Source organism: Microbacterium sp. sgz311019 (genome assembly GCF_056135325.1).
Window position 1 is genome coordinate 309,527 of record NZ_JBWAXO010000005.1, and the last position, 16,717, is coordinate 326,243.

Below are 16,717 nucleotides of genomic sequence, written 5' to 3' on the forward strand. Positions count from 1 at the left end.
ACAGAAGGCCCTCGACGGATCGATCCGCCGAGGGCCTTTTCGTTGGTCTGCAGATCAGACCACGGCGGCGTCCACGAAGCGCTGGCGCTGGCTGCCCAGACCCTCGATCGCGATCTCGACCTGGTCCTGTGCGGCGATGTACGGGAACCGGCCGGACAGTGCGACACCCTCCGGCGTTCCGGTCAGGATGACATCGCCGGGGTACAGGGCCATGTGCTGACTCAGCTCGTAGACGATCCGGTCGACGTCGAAGATCATGTCCGAGGTGCGCGAGTCCTGTCGTGGCTCTCCGTTGACGAAGCTCCGGATGCGGAGATCCCCGGGGTCGATGCTGTCGGCCGTGACGAGCCACGGGCCGAGCGGGCAGAACCCGGGCGCGCCCTTGCCCTTGGACCATTGGCCACCGGACACCTCGAGCTGCCAGGTGCGCTCGGAGAGGTCGTTCGCGACCGTGAATCCCGCGACATGGGAGCGAGCGGCGGCGGGATCCTCGAGCCGCCATGCACGTGCGCCGATTACGATGGCCAGTTCGGCCTCCCAGTCCGTCTTCGTCGAGCCCGCCGGGATCTCGACCTCGTCGAACGGACCGACCACGGTGTGCGGCGGCTTGAGGAACACGATCAGGTTCGCCGGCGGCTCCGCACCGCCCTCGCGGGCGTGGGCGGCGTAGTTCATGCCCACGCAGTAGACGGTGGCGGGAAGCGCGATCGGCGCACCGATGCGGTCCTCGTCGGCGAGGGTGAGCTCCGGCAGCTGCGCGACGTGCGCCCGGATCTGCGCGACCGGGTCAGCGGCGAGGAACGCACCGTCGATGTCCGCCGTGAGCGGGCGCAGGTCGAGCAGACGGTCGTCCACCCAGGCCACCGGGATTTCGGCTCCCGGGGCACCGATACGGCCGAGTTTCATGTGATTCTCCTAGTCTTCGGAAGGGATCGCGCCCCGCGTCAGGGCGGTTCGCGTGGTCAGGGTCTGTCCGGGACCGAGCGCGGTCCCGGGACCGCCGCGGACGAGGGCGCCGTGGGCGCCCTCGCCGGGGAGGACATTGGCAGGCTCGACGGCGGCGGCGAACAGGCGACGGAACCAGGGCCACCCGGGAGTCGCGTTGGCCTCGATCCAGAACCAGGCGTGCGGGAAGGTCTCGAGGTCCCAGTCCAGAGTGACGGCGAACCCGGCGGTGGGGCTCACGAATGTCGCCTCGGGCCGGGTGAAGCCGGTGAAGGCTGCGAAGAGGGACGCGCCGCTTCCTGCGCCGGGCAGGCGGAGCCGATGGCGATCGTCCAGCGCGGGCAGGACCGCGGCCGGCGCGCCGGCGCGATCCGGATCTGCGAGGGTGCCTGGCGCCTCGGCGTCGGTCACCACGATCGCGGCGTCGGTGAGAAGGTAGCTGTGCTCGTCCAGGAACCCGTCCCCGAAAGCGGGGTGCTGCACCATGCGGAACGACACCTCGTCGAGGCCGAGGTTGGTCACCCGATCGCGCACCTCGAGGCTGTCGCCCACGAGCCTGATGCTCCGCTCGAGCAGCAGGGGAGCGGTCTGCAGGCGGGTCTCCAGGGTCGCGGCATCGTGTTGCCGGTGCGTCACGGTCCACGTCGCCAGTGCCGCCTCGCCATGGAACCCCTGTTCGACGCCGTCGTGTCGTCGGGAGGGGCCGGCATTGGGGACGAGCAGCTGCCAGCCCCCGGGATATCCGTTGAGCCAGTGCGCCTGGGAGTCGGCCGCGAACAACGCTGGATTCGGCGGGCTCGTCAGAGCAGACACGGCCAGAAGGTGGGTGCCGGTGGCGCGATCGACGACCTGAACGATGTCGGCGCCGCGCTCCGGAGCGACGTGCACGGTCAGGCTGTCGGACTGCAGCTTCATGAAGTCATCCCGCGAAAGGGGTCGACGGGCGACCGGTCGCGCCATGGCCGTGCACCCGGAGGATCGATCCTGCGGCCGGCTCGGCGGCCCGTACGACTCCGTCGGCCGCGGTCGTGACCCACAGGTCATCAAGCCCGGGCCCGACGAAGGCACAGGACGTCGGCTGCGAGACCGGGACCGGGATGGCGCGGACGAGGGTTCCCGTGGGGTCGTACTCCTGCACGACGCCGCCCGCATAGACCGCGACCCAGAGGTGACCGCGCGCGTCGACCGTCAGCCCGTCGGGGTAATCGCCGCCGAACCGATCGCCCTCCACGACGATGTCCGCCGGCCCGTCGATGTCGCCCGCATAGTCGAGCGGGTACGCCAGAATGTGTCGTCGCTGGGTGTCGACGAGGTACAGCGTCGAGCCGTCCGGACTCCAGTCCAGCCCGTTGGGCTGGGTCAGGCCGGTGACGACGGCGCTCGGCTCGGCGGAGGCGTCGAGCATCCAGAGGGCTCCCTCGCCCTCGGCGAAGTCGTAGGCGCAGCTGCCTCCCCAGAGGCGGCCGAACCGGTCGACCTTGGCGTCGTTCATGCGGTGGCGACCATCGAGCAGGTGCATCTCATCCTGGACAGCGCCTTCCTCGTCGAGGAGAACGAAGCCGTCCTCGGACGCCACGACCCACCCGCCGGCTTCGCGCGGCAGTGCCGCACCCACCATCGTCCGGTAGGGGATGCGTCGCGTTCGGCCGGTCGCATGGTCCGTGGCGAACACCTGCCTGCCCACGATGTCGACCCACGTGACCCGGCCCCGGTCGGCATCCCACGTGGGACCCTCACCGCAGAGGGCCTCGGCCGGCACCGCGACATCGACCTGCACCGTTGTCATCCGCGAGCTCCGACCGGCTCGAAGGAGGCGAGGCCCGAGACCCCGCTGAACTCGGTCTGCTCGGTGGCCTCGAGCTCGAGCAGCCGGTTCCATTTGGCGGTCCGCTCGGAGCGGTGAGTCGAGCCCACCTTGATCTGGCCGGCGCGCCAGCCCACGGCGAGGTCGGCGAGCCAGGACTGCTCCGTCTCGCCGGATCTGGCCGAGACGATCGTGGAGAATCCGTGGTCGCGCGCGGCCGCGAGCACCCGCTGCGTGTGCGAGAGGAGACCGTTCTGGTTCACCTTGATCAGGATCGAGTTGGCCGAGCCCTCGTCGATGCCGCGCGCGAGCCGATCGCGGTTGGTGACGAAGTGGTCGTCGCCGACGAGCTGCACCCTCGACCCGAGGAGCTCGCGCGCCGCGCCCCAGTCCTCCCAGGCATCCTCGGCGAGCAGGTCCTCGATGGAGATGAGGGGGAACTCCTCGGTCCACTCGGCTGCCAACGCGATCAGCTCGGCTGCCGTCAGCGTGCGCCCCTCGGCATCCAGCCGGTAGCGCTCCCCGTCGAAGAACTGCGTCGCCGCGACGTCCACCGCCAGTGAGACCTCGTCACCGGGCACATGGCCGCTGCGGCGGATCGCCTCGACCGTGAAGGCGAGTGCCGTCCGGTTCGACTCGAACGGGACCGCGACGCCGCCTTCGTCGGCGACGAGGGCGGCGCCGGCATCCCCGGACTCCCGGGCGAGGGCTCCGGCGGCATCGCGGACGTCCGCGCACCACTCGATCGCCTCGGCGAACGACCCGGCCCCGTTCGGGATGACGAGCACGTCCTGGATGTCGATCGCACGTGCCGCGTGGGCCCCGCCCGACACGATGTTGACCATGGGCATCGGCAGGAGGAGCGTCCCATGCGGCTGCAGCCAGCGCGCAAGCGACATGCGGTTCGCCTCCGCTGCGGCCATGGCGGTCGCGAGCGACACGGAGAGCGTGGCGTTCGCCCCGAGCGATGCGAAGTTCGGGGTGCCGTCGAGCTCGGCGATGACCTCGTCCACGGCTGCGGGGTCGCTGCCGTCGAGGCCGATGACGGCGGGCGCGATGCGTTCATTGACGTTCTGCACGGCGCGACGGACCCCGAGACCGCCGCGGCGGGCGTCGCCGTCTCTCAGCTCGATCGACTCGTGCGAGCCGGCCGACGCGCCGGAGGGCGCGAGCGCGGTGGCCGCAGCCCCGCCGTCGAGCTCCACGCGTGCGGCGACCGTGGGTCGTCCGCGGGAATCGAACGACTCCCACGCCTGGACATGGGTGATGCGCATGCTCATCCCGCATCCCTTCTGCTCACCATTCGGCGAACGTCGTCTCCGGATCGGAACTGGTGAGGATGTCGAGCGCCAGACGCCGCGTGAGGTCGCGCTCGCTCCTCGTGAGGTAGGTGGCGGGAGATGTGCCGTCGACACGCGCCAAGAGGAGGCACGCCGTCTGGGCGCCCAGCGATGCGAACGCGAGGTCGCCCATCTCGGACGAGACGCCCGATCGATAGGCCTCGAAGAACACGTCGCGTGCCCGGCGGAGCGGCGCAGCCAGCTCGGGCCGGTGGATCTGCTTCAGCACGAGGTGGGAGGTGAGGAACGCAAGATCGAAGACGGGGTGCCCGATGTGGGCCACCTCGAAGTCGATGACCCACAGATCCTCAGGCGCGGCCGCATCCAGCAGCACGTTCTTCGGTGACAGGTCGCCGTGGACGAGCACGATGCCGGGCGCCGTCAGCTCATCGATGCACTCGTCGATGCGCCCCGCGGCCTCACGGTGCCGTGTCCGCACGGTGCGATGGAAGGGCGTGAGCCGCAGGGTCTCGAAGAGCTCCCGATCCTGGAAGTCGGTTCGCGTCTGCGGATCATCGAGCGCGCCGCTGTGCCAGCGCGAGAGGATGGATCCCAGGACGGCGGCGGTATCGACGATGTCCTGGGCGGCGGGGCCGGTGAGCAGCCGCTCCTTCCACGAGGACCAGGAGGTCGGCGCCGCGGTCATCACGATCGTGTTGGTGAGGGGGTCCGCGGCGACCAGCATCGGCGTGTGCCGAGGGGTCACCGCGTGCAGCGCGTCGATGGCACGGCCCTCGACGAGCACCCGCGCGGGGTCGGCGTGCCAGTCACCCGCGACGGCGAGCTGCTCGAGGGCCTGCTTGAGCACGAGCTCGCGGCTGCTGGTCAGGATGCGGTAGACCTGGCCCGAGACGCCCCCCTCGAGGAGCGCGACATCCACGACGGTCTCATGATCGCGCAGGATGCGGCCGGCCCTCAGATAATCCGCAATGTCGCCAGGAGCGAGGAGCTGCTGGACCTCGCTCATTCCTCGAAGTACTCCGGGGATCGACGGCGGAGCGTCTCGGTGTCCGTCAGCACGCGGGTCGCGTGTCTCCGGACGACCTCGATCCCGGTCTTCAGATCGCCTGTCTCGAGGGATTCGACGATCAGACGGTGCTCCTCGATGATGTGCGGGTTGGTGAGTGCGTCGTCCAGGTGCAGCCGACGCAGCCGGTCGAGGTTCATCTTGACGCCGCGGATGACGTCCCACACATGCGGGAACCCGGCCAGCGCGAACACCTCCTGGTGAAGCTGCTCATCCGCGGCGAAGAACGCCTCGCTGTCGTGGCGCTGCACCGCGTCGGCGCCTACCTCGAAGATGCGGCGCAGCTCGGTGGTGTCCAGATCCGGATCGGCGGCGGCGGCCTGGAACGCGCTGACCTCGAGCGCCGATCGGACGAAGCACGCTTCCGCGACTTCGCTGAGCAGGATCGGCGCGACGCGGGTGCCTACCTGCGGGGTCACTGTGACGAGCCGTTGATCCGCCAGCCGCGTGAGTGCCTCGCGCACGGGTGCGCGACTCACGTCGAGCTGCGCGGCGAGACTCGGCTCGGAGATCGCGGCGCCCGGAGGCAGCGACAGGTCACGGATCGCCTCGCACAGCTCGTCGTACACCCAGTCGGAGATCCGCTGGCGCTTCACGATCGGACGGGCGCGGGGGTGGAAGTCTCCGCTGGACAGCCGGCGGCCGGCGGGCTCGACACTCGTAACGGAGATGTGGTCGGTCATGGCGCCGCCTTCCTGTGACTTGCCGACAAGTATACAGGAATACCAGTTCCGATCTACGGCCATCTCATTCCCACCACGCACCGAGATCAGAGTCGCAAGGAGGGATGCAGCGCCGCACGCGGGACGTCGCCGTCGTCGCGGGCGGATCTCGAGAGATCGGCCGCGGCATGGCGATGCAGTTCGCCCGCTATGGTGCGAGAGTAGTCGCCCACGGGCGTGAGGGGGAGAAGGTCTCCCGAACCGTGGTCGATTGAGCGGTGGTCGCCCCGGACCGGCCCGCAGACTCCTCGATTGGCGTCATCGGTGGCGGCGCACTGATATGACCGGTAATACCAGTCGGCCTTGGTTGTGTAGGGTTGTCGGTGCCGGCCCCGGATCGGATCGGGGCCAGCGCGACGCGAAGGGGACCCACGTGGCGACATTCCATGTGTCGGCGAGCGGTGACGACGCCGGCGACGGCAGCGTTGAGCGACCGTTCAGGACCATCGGCGCGGCAGCGACGGCGGCCTACTCGGGCGACACCATCCAGGTCGGCGCGGGCGTGTACCGCGAGCGTGTCGATCCGCCGCGCGGCGGGACGTCTCCCGCCGAGACGATCACGTACGCCGCGGCTCCCGGGGAGCACGTCGTCCTCACCGGCTCGGACGCGTTCACCGGGTGGACGCACGCCGGCGACGGCCTCTGGCAGCTCATCCTGCCCAGCTCCCGCTTCGGCGACTTCCATCCCTACGCCGAGGTCGTCCACGGAGACTGGTTCGATGGACTCGGCCGCATCCACCGGCGCGGCAACGTCTTCCTCGACGGTGTGTGGCTGCCCGAGGTCGAGACACCGGACGCCCTGCGAGCCGGTTCCGGCCTCGGCTGGACCTCTGTCGTCGACGGGCTCGTGGATCGGCCCCCTGTCGAGGTGTACGGGGTCGAAGGGCACGCCGCGTTCGACCCTGCGGTGTTCGATCCCGAAGGCGACACGACCCTCCTCATCCGCCTGCCTGCGGGGGTCGACCCGAACTCCGGTCGGGTGGAGGTCGCGGTGCGGCCGACGGTGTTCACGCCCACGGCCGAGCACATCGACTACATCACCGTCCGCGGCTTCGAGATCCGCAACGCCGCGACGAACTGGGTGGCGCCCACCGCCGGCCAGGAGGGCATGGTGACGGCGTATTGGAGCCGTGGCTGGGTGATCGAGGACAACGAGATCTGCTTCTCTCGCTGTGCCGGCATCGCGCTGGCGAAGAATCGCGACCAGTTCGACGGCGAGCGCGGAACGACGGACGGGTACTACCTGACCATCGAGGATGCGGTGAACCGTGACGGCTGGTCGCGGGAGACGATCGGGTCCCACACCGTCCGGAACAACCGCATCCATCATTGCGGTCAGGTCGGCATCGTGGGCTCACTGGGGTGTGCGTTCAGCACCATCGAGGACAACGAGGTCAGCGACTGCAACCTGCAGGGCATCTGGCGCGGGGCCGAGATGGCGGGCATCAAGCTCCACGGCGCGATCGACGTCGTCATCCGCGGCAACCACATCCATCGCTGCGGCGAGCCGGCCGCCATCTGGCTGGATTGGATGGCGCAGGGCACGCAGGTCGTGGGCAACCTGATGCACGACAATGTGCGCGACATCTTCGCCGAGGTCAACCACGGGCCGATCCTCCTCGCGGAGAACATCATGCTGTCCAAGCACTGCCTGCTGTCGCTGTCGCAGGGTGTCGCGGTGGCCCACAACCTGATCATGGGCAAGATCGAGGTCCTCCACGACGACAGGGAAACGCCCTATCTCGTGCCGCACAGCACGGCCATCGTGGACATGCGACGCATCTGCACCGTCGGTGACGCGCACTGGACGAACAACATCCTCGGGGCCCAGGTCGACCTCGGCGGGTACGACGCAGCGGCAGCGGATCTTCCCTGCAGCTTCGTCGGCAATGTCACGTTCGGCCGACGGCAGGATCCGCCGTTCGATTCGGATTGCGGCCCGAGCCTCGAGCAGGTCGACGGCGCGTGGTGGCTCGCGGCGAATGTTCCCGCTGCGCGTCAGGAGCAGGGTGACCGAGTCTCGACCGACTCGTTCCCACCGGCTGTCGTGCCGCAGCAGCCGTACACGCAGCCGGACGGCACGGCTGTTGTGCTTGACACGGACTTCCTCGGCGCGGCCCGCGGAGCACGCGTCGCTCCCGGCCCCTTCGCGTCTCCGGCGGTGGGCGCGGTGCGGGTGTGGCCCGTGCGCCCCGCCGCTTCCGAGGCCGTGGATGCGGGCAGCGCGCCCTCCCGTTAGCCTCTTCATGCGCGCGCGACGGGCGCCCGCCTGACGGCCGGGAGGATGCAATGGCCGACGCGTCGTTGGCGGAGATCGCCGCCGACCTCTACGCGGGGCCGCCGGACGAGTTCGTCGCAGCGCGCAACGCGCGCGCGAAGGACGTGGCGGATCCCGGGCTCGCCTCGCAGATCACGGCGCTGCGAAAGCCCTCGATCGCCGCGTGGGTCGTGAACGTCTTCGCGCAGGAGCGGGCGGCGCAGCTGGGGCAGGCGCTGCAGCTCGCCCAGGAGCTGCGGGAGGCGCAGGACGACCTGGATGCCGCCACCCTCGCCCAGCTCGGCCGCCAGCGCCGCGCTCTCACTGCCCAGCTCGCCCGCGAGGCCGTCGGACTCGCCTCCTCACGCGGTGAGCGGATCACGCCGGCCACCGGCGAGGCGGTGCAGCAGACGCTGACGGCGGCATTCTTCGACCCGGATGCAGCGGCCGCCGTCGCGTCTGGACGCCTCGTCCGCGAGCTCGAGGCATCCGCCCCCGTCGACCTCGATGCCGCCGTCGGCGGTGGGCGTCCGGAGCCCTTGCAGGTCGCGCCGCCGCCGACCGACGAGGTGAAGGCGCGCCGCGAACGCCGCGAGGCGGAGGCCGCCGTTCACGCCGCCGAGCAGGAGGTGCTCCGCGCCCAGCGTGACGAGACGAAGGCGGAGAACGACGTCCGCAACCTCGCCCGCCGTGTCGACGAGCTGGGCAGGCGCGAGCGCGATCTGGAGGCCCAGCTCGCCGCCACGCGCGAGGAGCTCGCGCAGGCGACTTCGGGCATCGCGGAGCTCGAGGACCGCCAGACCGCCGCAGGCGATGCGGTGGCCGAGGCGCAGCGGGGCCTTGAGGCAGCGCGGAAGGCGCTGGCTCGGCGGGGCACGTGAACCGTCGCCCGCAACGTGGCGACAGGGGCGGCGGCGGGTGCGAGAGGATGCTGTCATGCCTCTCCTGCATCTACGACTGACGTCGGTGGCCGTCGCGACGGCTCGAGCAGAGGGGTGCGGACGCTGATGTCGACGCCGCTCTCCGGCACGCAGTTCACGTTGACCCGTGGTGACGACACGGCCGTCGTGGCGAGCATCGGCGCCTCGCTGCGCTCGTTCCGGCACGCGGGGCGCGATCTCGTCGTCCCGTACGACGCCGACGAGCTCCGGCCGGGATACCGCGGGGTGACGCTGGTTCCCTGGCCGAACCGCGTCGTCGACGGGCGTTACACATTCGGTGCGCAGGAGCAGCAGCTCCCCCTCACCGAGCCGGCTCGGGGTCACGCCTTGCACGGCCTCGCCGTCTGGCTCGACTACCGCGCCGTCTCGGTCGCAGACGACGAGGTGCGACTCGAGGCGATGGTCGAGGCGCAGACCGGCTACCCGTGGCGGGTCGGGATCGAGACGACGTTCGCGCTCACCGACGACGGTCTCGTGCAGACGGTCCGCGCCACGAACCTGAGCACCGAGCCCGCCCCCTTCGGCACCGGCCCGCATCCGTATCTCGTCGCCGGCGAGGGCCGCGTCGACGACTGGACGCTCGACCTGCCCGCCGCGTCCGTGCTGGACGTCGACGAGCGGCTCGCCCCGACCGTCATCCGTCCCGTCGACGACGGAGACCCGCAGCGGTTCGACTTCCGCATCCCGCGGACGATCGCCGGCGCAGAGATCGACCACGCCTACACCGACCTGCAGCGGGACGAGGCGGGGCTCGCGACCGTCCGACTCACGGATGCGGAGGGCCGCGGCGTGGCGATGACGTGGGATGCGGCGTGCCCGTGGGTGCAGATCCACACGGCTGACCTCGACCCGGGGAACCCCGCGCACCGCGCCGGCCTCGCGGTCGAGCCGATGACCTGCGCCCCCGACGCGTTCAACGCGCCCGCCTATCCGTTCGACACCGGCCTCGTCGTCATCGAGCCTGGGCAGTCCTTCGAAGCCGGCTGGACGATCAGCGCGATCGGCTGACGCCGCCCCTCGCTCGTCCGGCTACGTGAGGTTCTCGACGATGGCGGATGCCGTGGCGCTCAGCTTCTTCTCGAGATCGGAGAGCGCCGTGAGGAGGTGCGACCTCCGGTCCATCGCCTGCTGAAGACGCAGGGATTCCAGCTCGCTGAGCTCGCTCAGACTGTCGAGGTCGCTTCTCGCGTGCTCGAGGATGGCGCTGAGGTCGCCGACGGTCGCGATCCGGCGGGGCCACAGGTCGGTCACCGTGAAGCGCACGCCGCCGGGAGCCTCGACATCGGGAACCGGCCAGTGCAGCGCGTGATAGGCCTCCTCGCTGCCCAAGCCGCTCGAGAAGTCGATGGGCCGATCGCCTGTGAGGCGGGCGTTGGCCACGACGTCCCGGTTGATCTCGTTGATCAGCTCGCGCTGAGCCCGCTTGGCCGCGTTCATGGCCCGCACACCGGCCATGATGTCCCGGAGGTCCTGCTCGGCGCTCCGGGTCGCATCGAGCAGGACGATGAAGACCTCGGCCTCGATATCGCCGCCCGCCAGGAGGAGCTGCTGCTGCTCGAAGCGCCGGAGGGCGTCTCTCACGACCTCGCCCGCGTCGAGGTATCTGCCTTCCCGGAGCTTCCGCGCGATGAACTCCGCCTGCGCTTCGGGAAGCGAGATCTCCATGCCGGCCTCCTCGATGCCACCCGCCGCCCGCACATTATCGGAACGTCCCGGCGTGCGCGATACCCTCCGGATCGGTGCCTCCGGCTTCCCACGTGCGCGGCTATCAGCACGAGAAGAACAGGTACCGCAGCGACGGCCTTCGCGACGGGGTGGCCCGACCCCGGCGGCGACGAGTTCGAGGCCGAGCTGGCGCTCTAAGGGGGCGGTACGACCTCTCGCCGGGACGCCAGCACGAGGAAGAGGCCCCGATCGCTCGGGGCCTCTTCGCCGCACTGCCGCGGTCAGAGACCGAGCAGGTGGTTCAGGATGCCGGCCAGACCGTTGAGGCCGGTCCCGATGTCGAGCAGGCCGGCAACCGAGCACAGCAGGTTGCCGAGGAGATTGCCCGCGCCGGGAACCGCACTGACGTCGAGATGGACCTGGTTGAGGTCGACCACCAGGCCGAGCACGTCGAGGTGCAAAGGTCCCAGGACGAGGTTGAGGATGTCGCAGCTGTTCTGGCCGGCCGCGTTGGTGACCGTCGTGCTGGTCGCCTGGTTGGTGACCGTGGCGAGCACCTGTCCGGCCGCGTTCGTCACGGTTCCGTTGAGGAGTCCGCTGACGTTCAGCATCCCGTTCTGCGACGTGAAGCCGGTGGGCGTGAACGTACCGGTGAACGTGCCGAGCACGTTGCCTGTGGCGTCGGTGATCGTCTGCGTGATCTGGGCCGGCTGGACGGCGGCCTTCGTGGCCTGAACCGTCTGGGCCTGAACGTGCGGAGTCGCCGCCTGGGCGGGGATCGCCGCTCCGAAAGCCAGCCCAGCGGTCAATACGGCGGCTCCGAGGCCGCCCAGCAGCTTCTTCTTCTGCAACATGATGATGAGTTCCCTTCACAACGCGGCCTGCCTGTGGCCGCCGGTCGCGCGGCACGGCTCGTAGCCCCACCGCTCGCTTTCAGAGGACCGCTCCGGCACGTCCTCCCTGGAGCAGCCACCGTAGGCAGGGGCCATGCGCGTGCCCGAGGGGGTTGACCCGCCTGGACTCGCGTGTTTTCATGACGCGTGCGCGAACCGGCGCTCGCGGGCGGGTTGAATCGCGAGCGCGCCGTCTGGGCGTGGGTGGGCGACGTGGACGACCGTCAGGTCGAGAGCCTCGCCTGCAGATCGGGGCCGGTCGGGAGCCGGTCTAGGTGCCGGCGCGTCGCCGACGAGCGGCGACGACGATCCCGATGACGATCAGGACGACGCCGACGACGAGCACGATGGGGCCGATGGTGGCCCACAGGGGCGACCCGCTCATCACCGACCCGCGCAGCACATTCATGCCCTGCAACGTCCACACGAGTCCGACGAGGGCGAGGATCACGCCCGGCACGAGCCACGGCCAGCTCCGTTTCACAGGCTCACTGTACGGCTCACGATCGGTTTGCGACAGAGGCCGGGCATGCGGCGTCAGGGCGTCGCCGTCACCTCGGCGGCCGTGGCGATCCTCACCACCCCGCCGGCGCCGTCGATCGTCACCTCGTCACCGGTGCGGATGGTCTCGGTCGCGCGGGCGACGCCGACGACGGCGGGGATGCCGTACTCCCGGGCGACGACGGCGCCGTGGCTGTTCGCGCCGCCCATCTCCATCACGAGCCCGCCCGCCGTGAGGAACAGTGGCGTCCACCCCGGATCCGTGGAGGGGGCGACGAGGATCTCACCCGGCTCGAGCTGCGCGCCGACCGGGTCGAGGATCACCCGGGCGCGTGCGGTCACGCTCCCGGCCGATGCGGGAGTGCCGCGGAGCGCGCCCGGCTCGTCCGTCCCGCGGTGCGAGGCGAGGGCCTCGAGCTCGGTCCCGTCCGACAGCAGGACCCGGGGGACGTGCCGGCGGCGCAGCTCCGCGTCGTACCGCTCCCTGCGCGCGCGGACCACGGCGCGAAGGTCCTCGCCGGCTGCGGCCCGCTTTGCGTCGTCGAAATCGAGGAAGGCGATGTCGTCCGCGGTCTCGATGCGGCCGGCATCCGCGAGCTCGGCGCCCACGCGCAGCATCGCGGTGCGCGCCGTCTGCAGCGCGATGATCACGAGGAACTTCGGCATCTCGCGGATGCCGATGAGGGCCCGCGCCCTGCGGAGGCAGAAGCGCGCAGCCGCGGCGCGCACGCGGTTGTGTCGCGCCCGCCCGATCAGCTCGTTCATCTTCGCCCGCGCCGCGCGCACGCCGTCCGCGAAGTGCTGCTCAGGGGTCTCGGCATCCGGATCCAGCCGCACGTACCCCGACAGCACGCCGAAGAGGTGCGCGGGGTCGTCGGCCCAGCGCGGCATGCCGAGGTCGATCTCAGCGACTGCGCGGTGGCCGTACTGCTCGAGGAACCCGGCCAGGTCCTGCTGCAGCCGCACCGGGAGCACGCCCGCCAGGAAGCGGTCGGCGAGATCGCGCGCCGAGGAGTCGCGGAGGGCGGCAGCCGACTCGGCATCCTTCCGTGCCCGCACCGCGATGCGCCACAGGTCGAGGTTCATCTCGGTGGTCACGTTGTCGGGCACGCTGCGGAGCACGGTCTGCAGGTCGCCCGGCCGCACGGCGTCGCCGAGCAGGCGACCCCCGAGCCCGAGCATCGCGAAGCCGACGGCCGCGCCGGGGAGGCTCCGCGGCGCGAGTGATGTGGCGTGGAACAGCAGGTCGACGACCGCGTCGATGCGCGACGGGATGTCCCCGGTGGTCGGGATGCTGCGCCCCCGGATGTCGACCGCCAGCCGACGCAGGCGCCGGTGCGCCGCCGGCGGGCTGACGAGCGCCTGCACGACGAGGAAGGGCAGACGGATGCGCAGGGCGAGTCGCAGCGCGGGGACGGCGAAGCGGCGGCGCGACCCGGGCAGCACCGAGAACCGGGGATCAGTGAACAGCTCGCGCAGCACGACTGCGGACCTGGTCTCCATGACCTGGAGCGCGCGGGGGAAGATCTCGCGACCCACGGCGGAGCGGACGATGGGCGTGGCATCGAGGAAGATGCGGTCGCCGCCGATGGCGAAGCCGCCGGGTCCGTCGACGACGCTCTGCGGCCGGCGCCCGATGAGGTCGAGGAAGCCTGAGCCGACGATCCGGAACGCGGCGATGCCGAGCGGCGTGATCGGCCGGTGCAGGCCCTGCGCGAGTGTGACGCAGAAGTAGACGCGTGTCTGGTTGCCGGGCGGGGGCGCGTCGCGCACCGGCATCGGATACAGGGTGGTGATCGGGCGGGACTGGGTGAGCCACAGGTGTCGGCCGGCGTCGATGGCCCACTCGATGTCCTGTGGGGCGCCGAAGTGCCGCTCGATCCGATCGCCGAGCGCGGCCAGGGCCCGGGCCTCGGCATCCGTAAGCACCGCGCTCCTGTCGGCGGCGCCGTCCCTGTCGGTCGGGCTTCCCGTGCGGCGATCCAGGATGCGGCTGCTCCGCGTGTCGACGACGACCTGCTCCGGGTCGACGGCTCCCGAGACGACGGCCTCGCCGAGTCCCCGCGCGGCGTCGATGACCGCCTGCTGTCGCCGGCCGGTCACGGGGTCGGCGGTGAAGAGGACGCCGGCGCACGCGGCATCCACCATTCGCTGCACCACCACGGCCAGCGCGACCCCGCTGCCTCCGATGCCCTGCGCGGCGCGATAGGCGACCGCACGGTCGGTCCACAGCGATGCCCAGCAGCGGTGCACCGCGTCGAGCACGTGGTCGATGCCCTCGACGCCGAGGAAGGTGTCCTGCTGGCCGGCGAAGCTCGCCCCGGGCAGATCCTCGGCGGTGGCGGACGAGCGCACGGCGACCGGGCCCGCGCCCAGCTGCGCGTAGGCGGCGCGGACGGCATCGGCGACGGCAGCCGGGATCGGAGCGGCCATGATCGCCGCGCGAGCGGCCGCGCCATCCGTCTCCGTCCCATCTTCGACCGTCGTTCCCCGCACGGCGAGCCGGTAGGCCTCGGTCGTGAGGCAGAAGCCGGGCGGCACGTCGAAGCCCGCCGCGATCAGCTCGCCGAGGTTGGCGGCCTTCCCGCCCACGTCGGGGAGGTCGGCGGCCGAGACTGTGGCGAGGTCGAGGATGAGGGTCGGTGTCGATGCATCCATCTGGGCGCCTTCGGTCTCCTAATTCATCGCACGATGAATTAATGGAATGATCGCACTCCCTGTGCTCTATCGCAAGGATCCGTCCTTCCTGCGCCTCGCACATCGGGCGTCGGCGTATCGTCGATCGGGCCCGCGCCACGCCATCGAGGAGTCCCCGTGCCACACCCCGCGCTGTTCGAGCCCATCCGCGTCGGCTCGCTGGAGCTCGCCAACCGCATCGTGATCGCGCCGATGTGCCAGTACTCCGCCGAGGACGGGGAGATGACCGACTGGCATCTGATCCACCTCGGCCAGCTCGCGCAGTCGGGGGCAGCGCTCCTCACGATCGAGGCGACAGCGGTCGTCCCCGAGGGGCGCATCAGCTACGCCGACGTGGGGCTGTGGGACGATCGCACGGCAGCGGCCATGGGGTCGACGATCGAGCGCGTCCGCCGGTGGTCCGCCATGCCGATCGCCGTGCAGCTCGCGCACGCAGGCCGCAAGGCGTCGACCGACCTGCCGTGGAAGGGCGGCGCGCAGCTCCCGCCCGGCGATCCGCACGGCTGGGCCACGGTCGCACCGTCGGCGATCCCGTTCCTCGAAGACCAGGTCGCGCCGCACGCGCTCGACCGCGAGGGTCTCGCGCGCGTTCGCGATGGGTTCGCACGGGCCGCCGTGCGGGCAGCGTCGATCGGCATCGACGCGGTGCAGCTGCACGCCGCGCACGGCTACCTGCTGCACCAGTTCCTCTCACCACTGTCGAATCAGCGGACCGACGAATACGGCGGTTCGCTCGAGAACAGGATGCGGCTCCCGCTCGAGGTGTTCGACGCCGTGAAGCAGGCCGTGCCCGAGCTTCCCGTATCGGTGCGCGTATCCGGCACCGATTGGGTTCCCGGTGGATGGGACATCGCACAGACGGTCGAATTCGCGCAGGCGCTCGAGGCATCCGGATGCGATGCCGTCCACGTCTCGAGCGGCGGCCTCAGCCCCGAGCAGGCGATCCCCCTCGGACCGAGCTACCAGGTGCCCCTCGCCCGTGCCGTGAAGGAGAGCGTCGACATCCCCGTCGTCGCGGTCGGGCTCATCACGGGATACGAGCAGGCCGAGGCCATCGTGGGCACGGGCGATGCCGACCTCGTCGCGCTCGCTCGCACCGCGCTGTACGACCCGCGCTGGCCCTGGCACGCCGCGGCCGAGCTCGGCGGTCAGGTGCGCGTCGCTCCGCAGTACCTGCGATCGCAGCCGCGGCAGCACCGCGACCTGTTCACGTCGTGACGCGGTCGGCCATGATCAGGTAGCCGGCGAGGTCGAGCTGCGGATCGTGCTCGACCCGCCGCCGGAGTCAGGGGAGTTCCGTGCCGTGCTGCTCGGCGACCATGTACGCCGCGTACCACTGCGGCCATTGCTCGTCGCGGACGCCGCCGAGGTCGGCCGCCTCATGCGCGCCGTGCGCTGTCGCCGCGCGAACGAGGGCGGCTTCGAGATCCGCCCGCGAGGCGTAGGTGGTCTCGTGCGCGTCGATGCGGCCGGGGAGCCGCTTCGTGACCTCCTGCAGCAGGAAGGTGTTGCCGTCGGGATCGCGGAAGGATGCGAAGGTCCCGTAGCTCGCGCGTTCTCCGGCGCCCACCGCGCGCCCGTCGACGTGACCGAACTGCGCACCGGGCGCCGTGGGGTGGAAGACATCCTCGACGTCGGCGCCGAGGGCGGCGAGCCGGTCGCGCGCGGCCTGCGCATCGTTCACGACGAGATAGACCCCCTCCGCGGTGCCGGGCGACTGCGCGGTGATCCGGGTGCCGAACTGGATCGACGCCGGCGACCCCGGCGGCGTGAACTGCACGACCCGGAATCCGTTGTCGAATGCGAAGTCGGCGTCGAGGCGCCATCCGAGCTGCGCGTAGAACGCCTTCGATCGGTCGACGTCCGCGACCGGGATGACGATCGCCTCCAGCTTCAGATCGATGTCGTCGGTCATGGCTTGATCT

16 protein-coding genes are annotated in these 16,717 nt (G+C 70.8%); 5 read left to right on the forward strand and 11 right to left on the reverse strand.

Features of this window, described 5'->3' with window-relative positions; genetic code table 11:
- Nucleotides 1–54: 54 nt before the first annotated feature.
- The 6 genes from AC0NZN_RS10375 to AC0NZN_RS10400 are packed head-to-tail and all read right to left on the reverse strand — an operon-like array spanning nucleotide 55 to nucleotide 5,799.
- Nucleotides 55–906, reverse strand: a complete 852-nt coding sequence (locus AC0NZN_RS10375; RefSeq protein ID WP_474592219.1) for a fumarylacetoacetate hydrolase family protein — start codon at nucleotides 904–906, stop codon at nucleotides 55–57.
- A 9-nt stretch (nucleotides 907–915) separates the two neighbouring features.
- Complete coding sequence (locus AC0NZN_RS10380) at nucleotides 916–1,860, reverse strand: DUF4432 family protein (protein ID WP_474592220.1); 945 nt, start codon at nucleotides 1,858–1,860, stop codon at nucleotides 916–918.
- A 4-nt stretch (nucleotides 1,861–1,864) separates the two neighbouring features.
- Entirely contained in the window at nucleotides 1,865–2,731 is an 867-nt protein-coding gene (locus tag AC0NZN_RS10385; protein ID WP_474592221.1) for an SMP-30/gluconolactonase/LRE family protein, read from the reverse strand.
- Nucleotides 2,728–4,029 (reverse strand): phosphopyruvate hydratase, encoded by a 1,302-nt coding sequence (gene eno / locus AC0NZN_RS10390; RefSeq protein WP_474592222.1) that lies wholly within the window; start codon nucleotides 4,027–4,029, stop codon nucleotides 2,728–2,730. The genes AC0NZN_RS10385 and eno overlap by 4 nt, the downstream gene beginning before the upstream one ends.
- A 16-nt stretch (nucleotides 4,030–4,045) precedes the next feature.
- On the reverse strand, nucleotides 4,046–5,056 hold the full coding sequence (locus AC0NZN_RS10395; RefSeq protein ID WP_474592223.1) for a phosphotransferase family protein: 1,011 nt from the start codon (nucleotides 5,054–5,056) through the stop codon (nucleotides 4,046–4,048).
- Nucleotides 5,053–5,799: a GntR family transcriptional regulator gene (locus AC0NZN_RS10400; protein WP_474592224.1), complete on the reverse strand. Its 747-nt coding sequence runs from the start codon at nucleotides 5,797–5,799 to the stop codon at nucleotides 5,053–5,055. Before AC0NZN_RS10400 ends, AC0NZN_RS10395 begins: the two co-directional genes overlap by 4 nt.
- A gap of 104 nt (nucleotides 5,800–5,903) precedes the next feature.
- Here AC0NZN_RS10400 and AC0NZN_RS10405 point away from each other — a divergent pair, with 104 nt between their 5' ends.
- The 4 genes from AC0NZN_RS10405 (at nucleotide 5,904) to AC0NZN_RS10420 (ending at nucleotide 10,044) form a co-directional block, all read left to right on the forward strand.
- Nucleotides 5,904–6,053: a hypothetical protein gene (locus AC0NZN_RS10405; protein ID WP_474592225.1), complete on the forward strand. Its 150-nt coding sequence runs from the start codon at nucleotides 5,904–5,906 to the stop codon at nucleotides 6,051–6,053.
- Between the two features lie 158 nt (nucleotides 6,054–6,211).
- Nucleotides 6,212–8,077 (forward strand): right-handed parallel beta-helix repeat-containing protein, encoded by a 1,866-nt coding sequence (locus AC0NZN_RS10410; RefSeq protein ID WP_474592226.1) that lies wholly within the window; start codon nucleotides 6,212–6,214, stop codon nucleotides 8,075–8,077.
- Nucleotides 8,078–8,127: 50 nt separating this feature from the next.
- Nucleotides 8,128–8,976 (forward strand): transposase, encoded by an 849-nt coding sequence (locus tag AC0NZN_RS10415; protein ID WP_474592227.1) that lies wholly within the window; start codon nucleotides 8,128–8,130, stop codon nucleotides 8,974–8,976.
- Nucleotides 8,977–9,102: 126 nt separating this feature from the next.
- Nucleotides 9,103–10,044 carry an aldose 1-epimerase family protein gene (locus AC0NZN_RS10420; protein WP_474592228.1) on the forward strand — a complete coding sequence of 314 codons (942 nt, stop codon included), beginning with the start codon at nucleotides 9,103–9,105 and terminating at the stop codon, nucleotides 10,042–10,044.
- Between the two features lie 21 nt (nucleotides 10,045–10,065).
- Here the strand turns inward: AC0NZN_RS10420 and AC0NZN_RS10425 are convergent, their stop codons facing one another.
- The 4 genes from AC0NZN_RS10425 to AC0NZN_RS10440 all read right to left on the reverse strand — a co-directional run bounded on the left by AC0NZN_RS10425 (nucleotide 10,066) and on the right by AC0NZN_RS10440 (nucleotide 14,753).
- Nucleotides 10,066–10,701 (reverse strand): ribbon-helix-helix domain-containing protein, encoded by a 636-nt coding sequence (locus tag AC0NZN_RS10425; RefSeq protein WP_474592229.1) that lies wholly within the window; start codon nucleotides 10,699–10,701, stop codon nucleotides 10,066–10,068.
- 281 nt (nucleotides 10,702–10,982) lie between these two features.
- Nucleotides 10,983–11,555: an ABC transporter substrate-binding protein gene (locus AC0NZN_RS10430; protein ID WP_474592230.1), complete on the reverse strand. Its 573-nt coding sequence runs from the start codon at nucleotides 11,553–11,555 to the stop codon at nucleotides 10,983–10,985.
- A 310-nt stretch (nucleotides 11,556–11,865) separates the two neighbouring features.
- Complete coding sequence (locus AC0NZN_RS10435; protein WP_474592231.1) at nucleotides 11,866–12,078, reverse strand: hypothetical protein; 213 nt, start codon at nucleotides 12,076–12,078, stop codon at nucleotides 11,866–11,868.
- A gap of 53 nt (nucleotides 12,079–12,131) precedes the next feature.
- Entirely contained in the window at nucleotides 12,132–14,753 is a 2,622-nt protein-coding gene (locus AC0NZN_RS10440; protein WP_474592232.1) for a PEP/pyruvate-binding domain-containing protein, read from the reverse strand.
- A 156-nt stretch (nucleotides 14,754–14,909) separates the two neighbouring features.
- On the opposite strand from AC0NZN_RS10440, the gene AC0NZN_RS10445 reads away from it, so the two are divergent.
- Nucleotides 14,910–16,010, forward strand: a complete 1,101-nt coding sequence (locus AC0NZN_RS10445) for an NADH:flavin oxidoreductase/NADH oxidase (RefSeq protein WP_474592233.1) — start codon at nucleotides 14,910–14,912, stop codon at nucleotides 16,008–16,010.
- 67 nt (nucleotides 16,011–16,077) lie between these two features.
- On the opposite strand, the gene AC0NZN_RS10450 is transcribed toward AC0NZN_RS10445, so the two are convergent.
- Entirely contained in the window at nucleotides 16,078–16,707 is a 630-nt protein-coding gene (locus tag AC0NZN_RS10450; protein ID WP_474592234.1) for a VOC family protein, read from the reverse strand.
- Nucleotides 16,708–16,717 lie beyond the last annotated feature (10 nt).